A 17,062-nucleotide genomic window follows, 5' to 3' on the forward strand; every position below is an offset into this window, starting at 1 on the left:
ACGCTTGGTAGGGAGCCAATAAGGAGTTTTCTATGCGTCTTTCGCGACGCCTGCCATTCGGTCTTTTCGGTTTGCTGGTAGCGCTGGCTGTGCTGCCAGTGCAGAGTTTTGCGGCCCCTGCCCACGATCGCCGCGCTTCCTCGATTATTGCCAAGCTGGCGCCTGGCACCGATGTGCGTATGTTTGCGGGGCTGAATGGCCTTGAGGTGCCGGAAGCGCAGGCCGATAGTTTAACAAGCATGTCGGCGTACCGCTTCAAAATTGACGATGGCAGCACGGTGAGCCAGAAGCTGGCGCAACTGGGTGGCAACACCCAGGTAGCCTATGCCGAGCCAAATACCGATGGCCAGATCCCCGAAGCGCGCCAGCGATCATCGTGGGTGGTGGGCGGCAGCGATGGCGAGTATGCCAGCCAGTGGGCCAGCGATAATATTCGCCTGCCAGCGGCGCACACTGCTACCACCGGCGCGGGTATTGTGGTAGCCATCCTCGATACGGGTATCGACATGGAGCACCCGGCGCTGCGCGACCGGCTGGTGCCCGGCTACGATTTCATTGGCGAAGACAGCGTGCCGCAGGAAGAAGGCGAAGAAGGGCGCGATGCCGCGTTTGGCCACGGCACGCATGTGGCCGGCCTGGTGGCGCTGGCCGCGCCGGGCGCGAAAATCATGCCGCTGCGCACGCTGCGCCCCGACGGCACGGGCGATGTCTGGGCGCAGGTGCGCGCGATTCGCTATGCAATCAACAATGGCGCGGATGTGATCAACCTGAGCTATAGCTTCGAAGTGCGCTCGCAGCTGCTCGACGAAGTGCTTGGCCAGGTGACATGCGTGGCCGGCGGCGTTCCGGATTGCCGCCAGCTTACCCGGCCCGGCGCAGTGGTTGTGGCTGCGGCCGGCAACAGCGGCATGCGCCTGCGCGAGTACCCCGCCGCTGACCAGGCTCCGGGCATTCTGGGCGTGGGCGCGAACACCAGCGATAACGCACTGGCGGCCTTCTCGACCTATGGCGCGTGGGTGCAGGTGATGGCGCCGGGCGACCATATTATGAGCACGATCCCGGGCGGCGGCTATGCAAGCTGGAGCGGCACTTCCATGTCGGCGCCGCTGGCGGCCGGCGTGGTTGCGCTGGTGCGCGCAGCGAACCCGGCGCTGCGGCCAAATGAGGTGATTTCGCGCATTACGACCACCGCCGCGCAAACGAATAGCGCGGTGCGCCGCCGGCTGGATGCAGCGGCGGCGGTGGGTGTGCTGCCTGCCAGCAAATAGCGCACACAGAAACGGCACTACAAGGCGGCTCGGGGAAACCCGGGCCGCCTTTCTTATGGCGCGACGTGCACCGTGCCAAGCGTGATCGCGTCGGCGGGCTGGCCGCCCACGCTGGTGGCGGGGTGCCCGCCGCTCGCCGGGTCGAACATGCCCACCACCAGCGTGTAGTCGCCGGGCGGCAGGCTGGCGGGCAGCGGCACGTCGTTGATGTCGACGGCGAGCGTGCCAGCGCGCCACGAGCTAGTGGGGAACAAGCCCTGCCAGGGGGGGGCGTCGCGCTGCGCCACGGTTGCACCAGCAGCATCGCGCAGGTGCACGAAGATGAAATAGTCGCGGTCGAAGGGCTGGCTGACCTGCCAGAAGGTGCGCAGCGCCAGCACTTGCCCGGGCGCGAATTTCTGAGCAGGTTCCAAGCCCAGCGCAGGCGTTTTGGTGTCGGGGGTGCCGAGCGCCACGCCAGCAAGCTGCGCGCCGCCCACCTGCGCGTCGCCAGGGATAGGCTGGGGCGCATCGGCGGCGCTGAGGCCGGTGGCGTAGATCGCGAGGTGCGGGCCAAGCTGCGCGCGCGGGTCGTCGCCGCCGAACTCGGCGGCGGGCGTGCCGGCCAGCTGCGCGTATGCGGGCGGAATAGCCCACTGCCGCCATGCATCGGAAGAGGCGAGCAGGAAGGCATAGCCCTGCCGGCGATACCAGGCCATGTCGCGCGCGGGCAGCGATGCCACCTCGGCCCAGCGGCTTTCGGGCGCGCCGGGCAGCGGGCGCATTTCGGCGGCGATGCGTGCGCCGGGCGGCACGTTTGCGGCGATCCAGGCGATTGCCTGCACGCGGGTATCGCCGCGCCGCAGGCGCTGGGTATACGCCCAGGTTTCCAGCATGCTGGGCAGCAACAGCGCCAGGCATAGCGCAAATGGCACGAGCGCAAACGCGACACCGGCACCTTTTCCAGCCCGCCCCTGCTGCCTGCGGGCCAGCGCAAAAACTGCCTCGCCAGCCACGCCAACTGGCAGCGCGCACAGCACCACCACGGCCACCATGTTGCGGTTGAAGTGGCTGCTTTGCGCCATATGGAGCAGCAGGTAGGGCAGCACAAAGCTCAGCCAGAGCAGGCCGGCGGCGCGCTGGCCGGGGCGCGTGGGCCGCGCCAGCAGCAGCGCCAGCCCGGCGAGCGCGGCGGCGAGCGCCAGCACGCCCAGCCCTTCGCTGGCGAAGAAGCTGGCGTAGCCGGCCAGATTCCACGCGCCAGTGAAATCGCCATGCGCGGTTTCGCTGTAGTCCTTCACCTGGCCGAGAATGCCGCCCAAAAACTCGTTCCAGCTCAGCAGCGCGTAGGGCGTGCCGGCCACAAAGCCCAGCGCCGCCGCTGCGCCCGACGCAAACAGGCGCGGCGCGCGCCAGATCGCCGCTCGGCGCGCCCAGAGAAGATGGGCGACGCAGGGCATCAGCGCGGCCACGCCAGCATTGTACTTGGTTGAAGCGGCCAGGCCGACAAACGCGCCCGCCGCCAGGTAATCGGCCCAGCGCCCGCGCCGCGCCACCGCCAGCGCCGCGCCAAAGGCCAGCAGCACCAGCCAGGCGGTGGCGACGTCGGTGGTGACATATTGCGAGTGGCGCAGGTGGAAGGGCGCGAGCGCAACGAACAGCGCGGCCAGCAAGCCCGCCCGCCAGCCAGCAATGCGCCGCGCGATCACGCCCGCGCTGACGACGGTGAGCGCGCCAATCGCGGCGGTGAGCACGCGCCCCCATAGGAAAAAGTCCGGGATGGTGGTGTACAGATGCGTGGTGACGGTCATCTCGCCAAGCGGGACGTAGAGCCCGTTGGCGCGGCCCCAGGCGTAGTGCGGGCCAAGCACCGCCAGCAGCAGGTAGACGTAGAGCGACGGTTTTTGGAAGAAGTGCGGGTTGGGGTCGCCGGTGCGCAGCATTCCCACGACATAGTTGATCGGGTTGGGCTCGTCGGGGTGATCGACGTAGGGCAGGTTGAGGCGCAAGGTCCACGCGCGCAGCGCAAAGGCGGCCAGCGCGATGGCGGCCAGGGCCAGCCAGGGCCAGCGCGGCGCGGCGGGTTTGGGTGGGTTGTGCGCGGGGGCGTGCTGCATAGCGCCGCCGGGCGGCGGGGTGTGCATTTGCATGGGCCGCCCGGCGCCGCGCCATTATAGCGGAAAACCGGCCCTAGTCGTAGAGCACGCGCAGGGTATAGGCGTGGTCAGGGTCGGCCACGCCGTTGGTATACAGGCGAACGACATAGGTGCCAGCCTGTGGCAGCGAGCACAGCCTGCTGAAGTGCGCATCCAGGATATTGGTCTGCTTGCAGATCTCGTGGTTCTGGCGCAGGTCGGTGCTGGCGTAGAGCCAGAAGTTGGTTTGGCCCACCAGCCGCGCCGGCAGATCGATATCGACCTGGATCTGGTTGCTGGTTGCAGTGGTGAAGAAGTAGTTGTCTTCGTCATTTGCGCACAGATTGGCAATAATTTCCTGGTTAGACGCGATCGGGCCAGTGCGCTGGCTGGCGCGGTTGTCGTTTGGCTCATACTCGTCGCAGCGGTCGCGGGGGTGGAACACCGCCTGCGGCACATACACCGGCTCGGAGCCGTTGGAGTGCAGCGCGTCGAGGTACTCGCCAAAACCCGATTCGCTGGCCCACTCGCTCGCGGATTCAATCGACGCGCCTTCGCCCCAGCGATTGAACGTGGCGATCAGCTGGAAGTCGGCGCCTGAGGCGGCCATGGAGCGGACGTTGGCCTTCCAGCGCGTCAGGTTGCGCGGCAGGCGCGGCTCGTCGCCATATTTCCAGTAGCCCGGGCTGATCGAAACGCTGTAGGGCGCCTGCCAGTCGAGCGCGGTGGTGGGGCTGTACTGGTGCCAGCCGTCGGCCTGGCCGGCGCAGGCGGGGTAGCCTTCGAAGACCTGAAACACGAGGTATGCGCCAAAGGTGTTGGCCTGGTTCCAGCGCTGGACCATGGCGCAGCCGTCGGCGGCGTCGATCGACACAAACACCACAAAGCGCCCGCCAATGCGCAGGTAGGCCGGGTGCGTGCCAAACTGCTCGTGGATGTGCTTCAGGTCGTTGGCGATGACGTCGGGGGCGGGGTCGCCGCGCCCTTCCAGCGCGTCGTACAAAGCCCAGCGAAAGGGCGTGTTTTCTGCGGCGGCCAGCAGCGCGGGCATGCGCGCGTCGGTGGTCGAGCTTGCGCCTTCCCACCAGACAATGCCGGCCCCGATGTTGGCATACTGCATGGCTGCGATATGGTTGGCGATCACGCCGCTGTTGCCTGAGTCGTAGAAGCCGAGCGTGGGTGTGTAGTTACTGAACGGGTAGATATTGCGCACCGTCCAGGCTTCGGGGTACCAGGCGTAGTAGAAGGCCGCGCGCAGCGGCAGGGTGGGCTGGGTGTCGGCGGCATGCCCACCTAGCGGCGACAAGCCAGCCAGCCCCAGCCCTAGCGCGAATAACAGCCCCAGTTGGCGAAAAACGGCTTTCATATCGTGTTCCTACCAGAACCGAGAACCGCAGAACCGCAGAACCACAGAACCACAGAACCACAGAACCGAGAACCGGTCGGCAGGCAGTAGGCAGTAAGCCAACTTTCAAACCTGCAACCTGCAACCTGCAACCTGCAACTTTCAAACCTGCCGACCTGCAACTTTCAAACCTGCCGACCTGTGCTATGGGCCAATCGGCGCGGTGTTGAAAACGGCATCGTCGAGCACAAGGTTGTAGGTGCGGCCCGATTGCACCTCGCCAATTTGCATGCGCCCAACCGGCGTGATGCCCAGGTCGGTTGTGACCGAGAGCGACGTCATTTTCACGCCATCGAGCCAGACTTCGGTGCTGCTCGCCACGCCATTAATCACGGCGTGAAGCTCAAGCGCATGCCAGCCGCTGCCGCTGCTGACCGTGGTGGTGCTGGTGAAGGTTGCCGCGCCAGCATCGTTGCGCAGGGCCAGCTTACCGGCGGTATCGACATACACGTAGGCGATCGAGCCGTCGGCGGCAGTGCGCAGGCGCAGAAGGTTGATCTGGCTGGTTTGGCTGAGAATGTTGAAGTAGACCCGCGCATAGGCGTTGGTGTAGGTGCTGGGCAGCGTTTTCTTGGCGTAGGTTGCGCCCGTGGTGGTGTTGCCCTGCGCGGCGAACGTGCCGGCGTGCGCGGTGATGCTCTGCACCGTCAGGCCGCCGCTGCTTGTCCATGCCGACATATTGCCGCTTTCAAAACCATCGCTGAAGATCGGCGCGCTTGGCGGCGTGCTGGTTGGCGTATTCGTGGGTGGGATGGCAGTGTTCGTGGGCGTATTCGTGGGCAGAACGGCAGTGTTGGTTGGTGTATCTGCTGGCGGAATGGCGGTATTTGTGGGCGTGTCTGCGGGCGGAATGGCCGTGCTGGTGGATGTGCTGGTGGGCGGAATGGCCGTGCTGGTGGATGTGCTGGTGGGCGGAATGGCCGTGCTGGTGGATGTGCTGGTGGGCGGGATGGCGGTGTTCGTGGGCGTGCTGGTGGGCGGCGCGCTGCCAAAATTATAGGTCTGCACATCGAATGTTTGGCCGTTCGAGTCGGTGGGCGCGACCGTCACCTGGTTGCCATTGATGCTCACCAGCAGGAAGTGAAACACGCGCGCGCGCGAGCTGGGCGGGCTGGCGCTGCCGCACGCACTGCCCGCGCCCGCGCCGCCGTTCGCCGAGTACGACCAGCCGATGCCATAGGCGTCCATTGAGCTGCATCCGTTCGGGCCGATCGGCTCGGCTTTCGCGCCGCCCGCGCCGGTCACATACGAGATCAGGCTGTTCGCATTGGGCTTGGTGTTGCGCTGGTAGATGTGCGAATGCCCGCTAAAGGCGATGCCGACGCCATTATTGCTCAGCAGGCGCTCGAGGCTGCCCGGCCCCTGCAAAAAGGTGTCCGACGAGTGATCGCTCTTGTCGGAGTAGAGCGGGTAGTGGAAGAAGGCGAACTTCAGGCCGCCCGGGTGCGCCGCGAGGTCGGCCGCCAGCCAGTTGTACTCGGCCTTGCCCGACACCCAGTGATTTGCAGCATCCATGCCGTAGTCGGTCGACGTGCCAACATTCGAGTCGGCCCAGGCGGCATCGAGGATATAGAAGCGCGCCACGCCAGCGTCGAAGGCGTACCAGGCGCTGGGGTAGCTTGCCGAGCTGCTGCCATTCAGGCAGCAATAGGTATCTTTGGTGTAGCGCCCGCCCGAGCTGCTCACCGCCACGCTTTGCGGCCAGTTCTGGAAGTGCGGGTGGTTTGTGTCCGAGCGCGAGAGGCCGTGGTTGCCGAGCGTCGGGAAAAGCGCCATCGACGCACCCGCGCGCTTCCAGAACGATGGCCCGAAGATCGCGCTCAGGTCGGCGCCAACTTCCACAAGGTCGCCATAGTTGTTCTGGCTGCCCGAGGGGTAGGCGTTGTCGCCGGTGGTAATGGCGAAGCGCGCCCCGCTGCTGGCGATGCGCTGCATCAGGTTGGCCTGCTCGGGGTTTGCGCCCGCCGAGTCGACCGCGCCCCAATCGCCAAAGACGGCGAAAGAGAAGGGCTGCGTGTTGCCGGCTGGCAGCTGCGTCCAGAAGCGCGGCGCGGCGTCGGTGCCGAGCAGGTCGGTGCTGCTGAGGTAGACGCGGTAGCAGTACTGCGTGTTGGCCGCAAGCGCAATTGTGGCGGCCCACTGGTATTCCGAAACCGAGTTGACCGTCAGGCTGGTTTTGCTGGCGGTGACGGTGGTGCTGGGCGTGCAGTTGCCGCCGGCATCGACCGCGCCCCACTTCACGCTGCCCGTGCTGGCCGAGCGGTCGGTCGCCCAGTTGATGGTTGCCGACGAAAGCACGACATCGGTGAGGTAGGGGTAGCGCTTGAGCTTGCTGCTGTAGGCTGCGGCGGCGGCCGCTTGCGGCGCGGCGGCCAGCTCGGTGCTGGGCAGGGCAGCCAGCGCCCCGAGCGCATCGGGCGAGCCGGCCAGCGCGCGCACTGCCCCCTGGCCGCGCTGCTTCGAGCGGTGGCCCACGGTGTCGATGGCCTCAAGCGTGTAGCTATGCGTTTCGCCGGGGCGCACGCGCGTGTCGAGGAATTGCAGCGTGCCGGCCGGCACGACGATCAGGCGCTTGCCGTCGCGCCGGATCAGGAAGGCGGTGATGTCGCTGTCGTCGATCGAATAGTACCAGTTGAGCAAAATACCGTCGGCGCGTGGCACCACATCGAAATCTTCCGGCTCGGTTGGCGGCAGGGTGTCGGCGGTGTCGGGTTTGGCGGGTGTTTGCGTGTCTTTCGATTGGGCTGTGGCGAGCTTCTTGCCGCCCGAATCGAGCGCCTCGACAGTGTAGCGGAAGCGTTTGGAGGAGGCGATGCCCGGGTCGGCATAGGTCAGCGTGGCGGCGTCGAGTGTAGCAAGCAGCTGCTTGTCGCGCAGCACGCGATAGCTGGCAACACTCGGCGCGAGGTCGGCGCTGATCGCCCAGTCGAGCTGAATTTCCTGCACACTGGTGGCAACGGCGCTCAGCACCAGCGCATCTTTGGGCGCGGGCACGGCCACGCGACCCTGCGCCGGCAGGATGAACGCGAGCGCCAGCAGCAAGGCAAAGCCCAGTGCCATGCGGCCCCCAGAGTGAACGAGTTTTTGGCTTGCCATGGTTTTTTCCTTCACGATAGATGCGGAGTGGCGCGAATGTGCTCAGCTATGGCATGACGACCTGGGCCGGGTTGGATGGCACGGAGCTATGCTCAACAACGTCGATCGCTTCGATGGTGTAGGTGTAATTCGCGCCAGCCGCCACGCCCGTATCTTCATAGCGCAGTGTGCCCGCGCCCAGCAGCGCCAGCGGCAGGCCATCGCGCCGCAGCAGGTAGGCGCTGATGTCGGTGTCGTCGTTGGCGGGGTACCAGTCGAGCAGCACTGCGCCCGCGTTCACGGCGGCGCTCAGGTTCTCAGGCGGGCTGGGCGGCGTCAGGTCGGGCGTGTCGGGCAGCGGCGGCACCTGCACGGCAAGGCTGTTCGATGCGGCGGAGGCTTCTTCGCCTTCGATTGCGCGCACGCTGTAGGTGTAGGCGCGGCCGGGCTCCACGGTCGTGTCGATATAGCCGAGCTGATCGCCATTCACCACGGCAATGCGCGTGGCGTCGCGGCGGATCGAGTAGCGAATCGCGGCCGGGTCGATTGGCGCGGCGGCCCAGCGCAGCACCACTTTCTGCACACTCAGGGCAAAGCCGCTCAGCTCGCCGGGCGCGGGCGGGTTGGGCGCGGCGCTGGCCGCGCCAGTGGGCGTAATTGCCAGCACAAGCGCAGCGGCGACAAGCAGCAAACCTGCAAGCAGCAGGCGGTCGGGCCGATGGGCGATGTTCATGCGTTCACTTCCTTTTCCCATTGATCACGGTTTTCTGCTTGCCAGCGGCCCAATCAGCGCCGCGCCACAGGTACATACTGCACGGGCGGCGGCAGCGCGGCCGGCGTGCGCAGCACTGCCTCGGGCGAGGGTGCCGAGCGGTTGCCAGCGCGATCGAGCGCGAGCACGCGGTAGCGATAGGTTGAAGCGGGCCGAACGGTTGCATCCAGGTAGCGCAGCTCGTCGCGCGCGAGGCGGGCCAGCTCGTCGCCGTCGCGCAGCAGCACATAGCCGGTCACGCCCACATCGTCGCTGCTGGCGGCCCAGCGCAGGTCGGCACCCTGCGGGGCCATCGCCACGCTCAGGCTGGCGGGCGCGACGGGCGCGGTGGTGTCGGGCGGCGTGTGCACATCCAGCCACTCGCTGCGGTCGGAACGATTGCCCGCCGCGTCAAAGGCCGCCAGCGCATAGCGGTAGGCCGTGTCGGGCGCGACATTGGTGTCGGCAAAGGCGAACAGGTCGGCGCTGAGTGTTTCGTACTCCGCGCCGTCGCGGAAGAGCGTGTAGCCCGCCACGCCCACATCGTCGCTGGTGGCGGGCCAGCTCAGCTCGACGCGCCCGGCACCCACCGCAACCGCGTTTGGCGTGGCGGGCGTGAGCGGCGGCTGCGTGTCGCCAGAAGCGCCAAATTCGTAGGTTTGAACATCGAACGATTTGCCCAGCGCATTGATCGGCTTGACCATCACGCGCGTGCCCTTCACCGTTACCAGCAGGAAATGAAACACCTGCGTGTCGGAGCTGGGCACCTGCGCCGCGCCACAGGCGCTGCCCTTGCCCCTGCCACTGTTCGCCGAGTACGACCAGCCGATGCCATAGGCATCCAGCGCGCTGCAGCCAAATCCAGCAATTGGCTGCACCTTCGCGCCCCCCCCGCCTGTGACATACGTAACCAGGCTGTGCGAGTTGGGCTTGATGTTGCGCTGGTACATGTGCGCGTGGCCGCTAAAGGCGATATTGACGCCATTTCGGCTCAGCAGCCCTTCCAGCCGATCCGCGCCCTGCAGGTAGGGGTCTTGCCCTTCGGTGGCGTTATCGGAATGAATCGGGTAGTGCAGAAACGCGAACTTCAGCCCGCCCGGGTGCGCCGCCAGATCGGCCACCAGCCAGCGATACTGCGCGGTGTTGCTGGCCCAGTGGTAGGCATAATCGACGCCATATTCGTCGCTGCGGCCCACATTCGCTTCGCTCCAGGCGGCATGCAGCACATAGAAGCGCGCCGCGCCAGCGTCGAAGGCGTACCAGGCGCTGGCGTAGCTGGCCGAGGCGGTGCCGCTCTGGCAGCAGTAGGTTTCTTTGGTGTAGCGCCCGCCCGAAAGCGCCACCGCGTGATCTTGCGGCCAGTTGAGCAGGTGCGGGTGGTTGGGCGTGGTGCTGCCCAGGCCGTGGTTGCCAATCGCCGGGAAGAGGGGCATCGACGCGCCGGCCACCGCCCAGAACTTCGGGCCAAACACGGCGCTTATATCTTGCCCGCGCTGCACCAGATCGCCATAGTTGGCCTGGCTGCCCGAGGGATAGCCATTGTCGCCGGTGGTGAGGGCGAAACGCGCGCCGCTGCTGGCGATCAGACGCATGATGCTGGCCTGCGGCGCATTGCTGCCGTCGGCATTCACCGCGCCCCAGTCGCCAAATACCACAAACGAGAACGACTTGTCGCTGCCGACTGGCAGCTGCGACCAGAAGCGCGGCGAGGCGTCGCTGCCAAGCAGGTCGGTCGTGCCCTGGTAAACACGGTAGCAGTACTCGGTGTCGGGCTTGAGCTGCAGGCTGGCGCGCCACTGGTAGAGCGCGGCCTGGTTGACGCTGACGACCGTGCTGGTTGCGGCGGCGCTATGGGCCGTGCACGATTCCACGCCACGCTCGCCCCAGCGCACGCTTCCCTGCGCGGCGGCCTGGTCGGTCGCCCAGTTGATCGTCACCCAGCCCTGCACAAGGTCGGTCAGGTAGGGGTAGCGGCGCAGGTGGCTGCTGGCCGCGCGCGCGGGGGCTGGCACGGCTGCGAGCAGCGCGCCAAGCAGCAGCAGGCACAGCAGAAATCGGCGGGCGATCTTATGGTGTGTGTGGCTCGGCATCGTCGTACTCATACAGCGTTGTATCTTTCTCGTCGGGTTGCGCGCCGCCCGGGCCGCGCCGCATGCTGCGCCACACCAGCACGCCCAGGCTGCCGGCGATCAGTGCGGCCATGCTCACCAGCGGCGCAAGCACCTCGGGGCGCACTTCCACATCCACGCTGCCGGGCATGCTCGAATCGAGGTCGGTGGCGGGCGTGGGCACGCTGCCGCGCCCGTAGTTTGCGAGCACGTCCAGGTAGCGCTGGCCGTAGTTGCGGCTCGGCTCGATGTAGGAATTTTCGCTGAACTCGTTCCAGCTAATCAGCCCAACCGCGTCGGGCGACGAGCGCAGCGCCGCGTCGAGCTGCGTGCGCAGGGTCGCGCCGTCGTTGCGCTCGACCACCTGCGTGCCGCCGATCAGGCGCGCATCGAAACCCGAGGCGGCGGGCGCGATCCACAGGCCGCCGCGCTCGTGCACGGCTTTCGCCATGCTGTCGAGCTTGGTCTGGTAGTGCGGGAAAGTCGCCGGGTTGACCGACGACCAGTAGTAGGCGTCGCCATCCACCAGGTCGGCAATGCGCGTGTAATCGTCTTCGTTGCGCTCGGAAGCGAGCAGCAGCATGCTTTTGCGGCGCGGGCCAGCCACCTGCGCAATCTCGTCGCGGCTGAACTTCCATGTGCCCGACCAGATCACCGCCGGGCGACCAAAAACGTTGAACACCGGGTTGCTGGCGTAGTTTTGGGCGAAGAAATCGAGATCGGCGGCGACGCGATCAGCGGGCAGCGGGTTGCGGTCGAAATCGAGGCCCTGGTAGATCACCACCAGCTTGAACTGTTCTTTGCTGGCGACGTCGATTAACTGTTCAAGGCGGCGGTTCAGCGCGGGCGTGCTTTTCCAGCTCACAATAAACCCGCCAATGCCGGCAGCCTTGGCCCAGCGCACATGCTGCTCCATCACGCCCCGGTCGTCGCTGGAATACGCGCCAAGCTGCGGCAGGTCGGTTTTGGCGCGATCCCACGAGCCGGTGTCGAACCAGATGTAGTAGTAGGCCAGCACCGGGATGGGCGGCGCAGGGGCGGCCTGAGCGCGCCCGGCGACGGCCAGGCCGACCAGCAGAATGCACAGATACAGTTGCTTCCACCAATGCTTCATGGGTCACCTATCGCTTGTCTCGGTCGCGGCGGCGCGGCAGGCGCTGTCGCAGGTGTTGAGCGCCGCCAGCGTGGCCGCGTCGGCTTCGCCAGTGACGGCCAGGCCGCGCGCCCGCTGAAACTGCCCAACCGCCTGCGCGGTCAGGGCGCCATAAAAGCCAGTATTCTCCGGGTAGGTGAAATAGCCCAGCTCGCGCAGGCGCTGCTGAAGGTGCACCACCGCCGCGCCATCGCTGGCCCGCGCAACTGGCGTTTCGAGCGCGGGCGGCGGCAGCGGAGCGGCAGGCTGCACAGTGGCGCGCGCCGGTTCGGGCACAGGCGTGGGCGTCGGCAGGTCGGGTGGCGCGGCGACCCCGAGCGGCTGGCTGGTGGCGGTGGGCACGGGCGCAAGCTGCGGGCGCACGGCCACGCCGGGGCCAAGCGCGCTGCCCAGGCCGCCCAGCGACACCAGCGCAACGGCGGCCAGCACAACCGGGTCGGTGCGGGCCAGCCGCGCGCGCACCACAGCGGGCGATTGCCTGCGCAAACGCGCAAGCCAGAAGGCAGCCGTTTTTCGCAGGCGGGCAGGCGCAAGCCGCACGGCAGCAAGCCCCTGCCGCGCCAGCCCGAGCGGGTCGCGCAGCAGGCCCGGCAGCCAGGGCCGGCCAACCAAGAGCAGGCTCAGCGCCAGCAGCGCCAGAAAGCCGCCGATCACGGCCATGTCGAGGTAGCTCAGCACCAGCAGGCGCACTTCCTGGTCGTGCGAGATCGCGGCCGGCGTGATTCCGGCCATGCCCGGCGCGTCGAGCTTCACGCTGTACTGCCCGCGCGCCAGCCCATCAAAGGTTGCGATGGCATCGGGGCCAAGCACGCGCGTCTCGGTCTGGCCGTCGGGAAAGGTCAGGCTCAGCGATGTGCCGGAAGAAATGCCGAACAAGGCGTCGCGCGCCACAAAACGCGCCGAGTAAAGCTGCAAGTGAATGCGCCAGTGCTCGCCCGGCCCGGTTGTAAAGCGCTGCTGGGCTTCATTCACCACATTCGCCCCGTCGATCATCACACTTTCCACCGCATAGGCCACGCTGCTGGCGGCCAGCCCGCCCTGCCCACGCACGACATGAATGCCGCGCAGCCAGCGTGGTGCGAAATCGGTGGTTTCGTAGTTGGTGCCGTAGCTGCTCGTGAAATGGAAGCGCGTGATGCGGGCCGGGTCGACGCTGCGGCCAAGCGGGTCGACAAAATCGTGCGCCACCAGGTAGCTCACATCGAAGCCGGCTGCCAGCGGCTGGCGCATGGGCAGCGTGATTGTGCGCACCGGCTCGAATACCGGGTCTTCCCAGCGGTCGAACTGGGCGCGCATGCCGGTGTCGTCGCGATCCCAGGGCAGCACCGCCAGCCGGTACGCGCCGGGGCGCAGCACCTGCACGCGTGCCACGCCATCCTCGCCCGACACAAACACGCGGTCGTCGAGCGCGAAGCGCACGCCCGCCAGCGCGGGCACGGTGCGCACCGCCAGCAGCGCCGGGCCAACCGTCAGCGGCAGCTCGGCGCGCGCGGGCAGCAGGCCGGGCGCACCGGGGAACTCAGCCGCCAGCAGCAGCGCGCCGGCTGGTATTTCGCCCTTGAGCGTGCGCTGGGCGATGCCATTCGCGTCGGTGCGCAGCTCGGCGCGGCGCGCCCCACCCACGGCCAGCAGCACCCGCGCCTGCGGCACTGGCGCGCCATCCGCGCCAGTCACACGCGCGCGCACCACCAGCGGCTCGCCCACGCGCGGGACGTCTGGCGTCACGCTCAGCGCGATACGCGCGGCGTCAATCGCCAGCGGCTGCGTGGCTTCGGCGCGCAGGTCGCCTTCTTCAAACATGGCTGTGACACGGTAGCGCCCGGCCCCCAAACGATGGCGCAGCCGCCAGCTCGCCTGGCCAGACGCATTGGTGCGCGCCTGCCCGTCGTAGGCATCGCCCACATAAAAGCGAACGGTGGCGTTGGCAATCGCCCCGCCCTGCGCATCCGCAAGCTGCGCCGCAACACGCGCGCGCTCGTCGCCAGTGGGGGCAATAACCTGCAAGCGCAGCGCCGGCCCACGCCCTTGCGCGCCGGCAATGCCCGGCAGCAGGGCGGCAAGCAGCGCGCCTACCAGCAGTTGCACGAGCCGCCGCTTCATGGCCGCACCCCGGCGGGCAGGCGGCGTGGCGCGCGCCCGGCAATCAGCGCGGCGGCGGCGAAGATCAGGCCGGCCAGGATCATCGCTGCGCCATAAAAGCGGTAAATAATTTCGCGGCGCGGCTCGGCCACCGTGGTGCTTGCGCGCGTCAGCGGCACCAGCCGCGCCGGGCGCGGCGGCTGCGCAAAATCGAACGCGCCCAGCAGCGAGCCAGCCGCCGCAACGCGCGGCGTCAGGGGCGCGAGGCCGTAGTTCTCGGCAATAAACTTCAGAATCGTGGCGTGATCGAGCTGCGTGTGGTCGACCTGGCCGCGCCGCGCATACGGGCTCACCAGCAGCGCCGGCACGCGAAAGCCATAGCCATAGCCATCGGCGCTTGTGGGTGGCGCGACATGGTCGTACCAGCCGCCCCAGTCGTCGTAGGTCAGCAGAAAGGCCGAATCATTCCAGGCCGGGCTTTGCATCAGGGTGTTGAGCAGGCCGCGCGCGAAGCGCTGGCCGTTTTGCGGGTGGCCGGGCGGGTACTCAGTCGCGCTGGTTGGCACAATGTAGGCGACCGAGGGCAGGTTGCCGGTGCGAACATCTTCAAAATACTGGTCGGTGCTGGCAATATGCGCAAACAGCGCCGGGTCGTCGACAAAGCGCGGCATAGCAAGCAGCGGCATGCGCAGCACCTGGGCCGGCATCTTGCCGCCCTTCTCCACAACATGCAAGGTCTTGGCCGGGTCGTAGTTCTGGATGTAGACCTTCCAGCTCAGCCCGCGCCCCTCCAGTGCGTCGAAGATCGTTGGCACGCTGGTGTAGCCGCCGGGCGGGATGCGATACTGCGCCGCGCCGGGCGCACCGCTCAGCCAGAACATGCGGTTCCACACATTCCCGGCCGCCGCGCTGCTGAAATAGCGATCAAACAGCACATACTCATCGGCCAGGTTCCAGTAGAACGGCAGATCGGCGTCGGTGTAGTAGCCCATCGCCACCGCGCCATCCTGGTTGCGGCGGCGCAGCGCGTCCACAAAGCCGTTCATCTGCCCGCCGTGGCGCTGGAGCGCGAAGGTCTGGGCGGTATGGCTCAGCTTCTCCACCGAGCGCTCGCCAATCGGGTAGGGGCGAATGCACGAGGTGCGCTGCGCCCGGCTCAGGTCGGCGGGCAGGCAGGTGTCGGCGGGCAGGCCATCCGCGCCGGGGTAGGTGCCAAAATAGTTGTCGAAGCTGTGCCCTTCCTGCATCAGCACAAAGAAGTGCTTGATCGGCGTGGTGGGCGCGGGCGCAGCGGCTTGCGCGGGCATGGCCGGCAGGGCCAGCAGCACAAGCGCGCCAAGCAACATCGCGCAGCGAGAGGCACGGATCATGGCCGCACCTCGTAGATAATGATGATCGGCTTCAGCGCCGTGCTGCCGTCGGGCAGCGTCACCGGCACCGACTCGCTGTGCACCACGCGCCCGTTGTAGCGGCGCACATAGCGCATCAGCGACTCGGTAAAGTGCTTGGTGCGCGCCTCGGAAAACACGTCGTACACAAAATAGTGCAGGTCGCCATCGCGGATGCGCCGGTCGGGGTTCACCACCGGCTCGTAGACGGGGTTGCGGTGCAGCGGGTTGCTGCTCACCGAGATGCCATAGCTGCGGCGGTGCCCGTAGAACTGAATGATATTCGCCATCGACGGGCCGATCGCCACCAGCCGCGCGCCGGGCGGCACATGCTCGCGCACCCACTCGCCGGCCTCGCGCCCGCCCGGGATGCCGCCCGTTCCGGCAAAAAACTCATCCGAGATCACAAAATTGATCTGCGCCCAGCTTGCCCACACCAGCGAGCCAAGCACCACAGCCGTTGCCAGCGGGCGCAGCGCAGGCCGCCACGCCGGGCGAATCTGCCGCCCAAACGCGGCAGCGGCGCGGCGCAGCGGGCGAGCGAACCATTCCCACACGCGCTGCAAGAAGCCCAGTTTGCGCCAGCGCACGGGCGCGCCCGGGGCAGCTGCCGGGATGGGGCGCATCAGCGCGCGCGCCGCCAGCACCGCCATGGCCGGCGCGGTCGGCAGCAGGTACTGAAAACCTTTCACCGGCCAGAGCTGGAAGAACACCGTTGGCACCAGCACCCAGGCCAGCAGCAGCGTTTCGCGCCAGCTTGCCTGGCGGCGCAGCAGCCACAGGCCCGCCAGCGCGGCCACAATCACCAGCGGGCCAATCGCGGGCGGCACCGAGGTGGGGTAGAAGCTGGCCTCGTGATTCGGGCGGCGAAACAGTTGCCAGAGCAGGAACTGCTGCGCGGTTTTGGTGCGCCCTACCAGCGAAAGCGCCATGAAGTGCGGGGCCATGACCGCGGCCAGGCAGCCCATGGAGATGACCAGATCGCGGATGCGCACGCGAATGCGCGGGCTGAGCGACAGAAAGGCGTAGATCGCGCCCATCAGCACCAGCCCGGTTTCTTTGGTCAGGAAGGTCAGGCCCATGCCTGCGCCAACTGCGTACAGCCAGAAAGGATGCTGGGTTGTGCCGAAGCGCGCCAGCAGGTACAGGCTCAGCGTCGCGAACAGCACCATTGGCCCGTCGAGCAGCACCTGGCGCGTCACAATCACGTGGTAGGGCATGGCCGCCAGCAGAAAGGCCGCCAGCAGCCCGACCCTGCGGCCATACAGCTGCTTGCCGAGCTGAAAGACGATCACAATCGTCACCAGGCCAAACACAACCGACAAGAGGCGGCCAAGCAGGTCGCTCACACCGAAAAAGCGAAAGGTGATTGCCAGCAGGAACTGGAACAAGAGTGGGTGTGCGCGAAAGATCGGGAAGATGTCTTTCAGCGTGGCGTCGGCGGCAATCGACGCGCCCTGGCCGGCGTACACAGCTTCATCGCTGTTGTAGCCCAGCCGGTTCAGCGCCCACAGGCGCAGCGCCGCGCCCAGCAGCACTGCCGCCAGCAGCAGCATGCGGCTGAGCGCCACCCGCCACTCGAACGCCAGCCCCTGCCAGCGCTCGCGTGCCGGCACGGCCACCAGGCGCGGGGATGCAATTGGCACCCAGCTTGCGCGTTTGGAAGAATAATCTCGCGCCATACCTACGCGTTCCTTTGCGGCCGGGCGCGCTGGCACCAT

Annotated in this window: 10 protein-coding genes; 1 reads left to right on the forward strand and 9 read right to left on the reverse strand. The window is 67.2% G+C overall.

The window, feature by feature from the left end; translation table 11 throughout:
• Positions 1–32: 32 nt before the first annotated feature.
• The gene (locus M1P90_RS19470; RefSeq protein WP_483696958.1) at positions 33–1,268 is read left to right on the forward strand and encodes a S8 family serine peptidase; all 1,236 of its coding nucleotides are present in this window, start codon (positions 33–35) and stop codon (positions 1,266–1,268) included.
• A 53-nt stretch (positions 1,269–1,321) separates the two neighbouring features.
• On the opposite strand, the gene M1P90_RS19475 is transcribed toward M1P90_RS19470, so the two are convergent.
• The 9 genes from M1P90_RS19475 to M1P90_RS19515 form a co-directional block, all read right to left on the reverse strand.
• Complete coding sequence (locus M1P90_RS19475; RefSeq protein ID WP_483696959.1) at positions 1,322–3,397, reverse strand: glycosyltransferase family 39 protein; 2,076 nt, start codon at positions 3,395–3,397, stop codon at positions 1,322–1,324.
• 40 nt (positions 3,398–3,437) lie between these two features.
• The gene (locus M1P90_RS19480) at positions 3,438–4,748 is read right to left on the reverse strand and encodes a glycoside hydrolase family 71/99 protein (RefSeq protein WP_483696960.1); all 1,311 of its coding nucleotides are present in this window, start codon (positions 4,746–4,748) and stop codon (positions 3,438–3,440) included.
• Positions 4,749–4,931: 183 nt separating this feature from the next.
• The gene (locus M1P90_RS19485; RefSeq protein WP_483696961.1) at positions 4,932–7,883 is read right to left on the reverse strand and encodes a metallophosphoesterase; all 2,952 of its coding nucleotides are present in this window, start codon (positions 7,881–7,883) and stop codon (positions 4,932–4,934) included.
• Between the two features lie 46 nt (positions 7,884–7,929).
• Complete coding sequence (locus M1P90_RS19490) at positions 7,930–8,595, reverse strand: hypothetical protein (RefSeq protein WP_483696962.1); 666 nt, start codon at positions 8,593–8,595, stop codon at positions 7,930–7,932.
• A 53-nt stretch (positions 8,596–8,648) separates the two neighbouring features.
• The gene (locus M1P90_RS19495) at positions 8,649–10,715 is read right to left on the reverse strand and encodes a metallophosphoesterase (RefSeq protein ID WP_483696963.1); all 2,067 of its coding nucleotides are present in this window, start codon (positions 10,713–10,715) and stop codon (positions 8,649–8,651) included.
• A complete protein-coding gene (locus tag M1P90_RS19500) occupies positions 10,681–11,835 on the reverse strand; it encodes an endo-1,3-alpha-glucanase family glycosylhydrolase (protein ID WP_483696964.1) in 1,155 nt (384 codons plus the stop codon). The genes M1P90_RS19495 and M1P90_RS19500 overlap by 35 nt, the downstream gene beginning before the upstream one ends.
• Positions 11,836–11,838: 3 nt before the next feature.
• A complete protein-coding gene (locus tag M1P90_RS19505) occupies positions 11,839–13,974 on the reverse strand; it encodes a peptidoglycan-binding protein (protein WP_483696965.1) in 2,136 nt (711 codons plus the stop codon).
• Positions 13,971–15,323 carry an alkaline phosphatase family protein gene (locus tag M1P90_RS19510; protein WP_483696966.1) on the reverse strand — a complete coding sequence of 451 codons (1,353 nt, stop codon included), beginning with the start codon at positions 15,321–15,323 and terminating at the stop codon, positions 13,971–13,973. The genes M1P90_RS19505 and M1P90_RS19510 overlap by 4 nt, the downstream gene beginning before the upstream one ends.
• On the reverse strand, positions 15,320–17,023 hold the full coding sequence (locus M1P90_RS19515; RefSeq protein WP_483696967.1) for an ArnT family glycosyltransferase: 1,704 nt from the start codon (positions 17,021–17,023) through the stop codon (positions 15,320–15,322). Before M1P90_RS19515 ends, M1P90_RS19510 begins: the two co-directional genes overlap by 4 nt.
• Positions 17,024–17,062: the final 39 nt, after the last annotated feature.

This window comes from Kouleothrix sp. 19917, assembly GCF_057073505.1.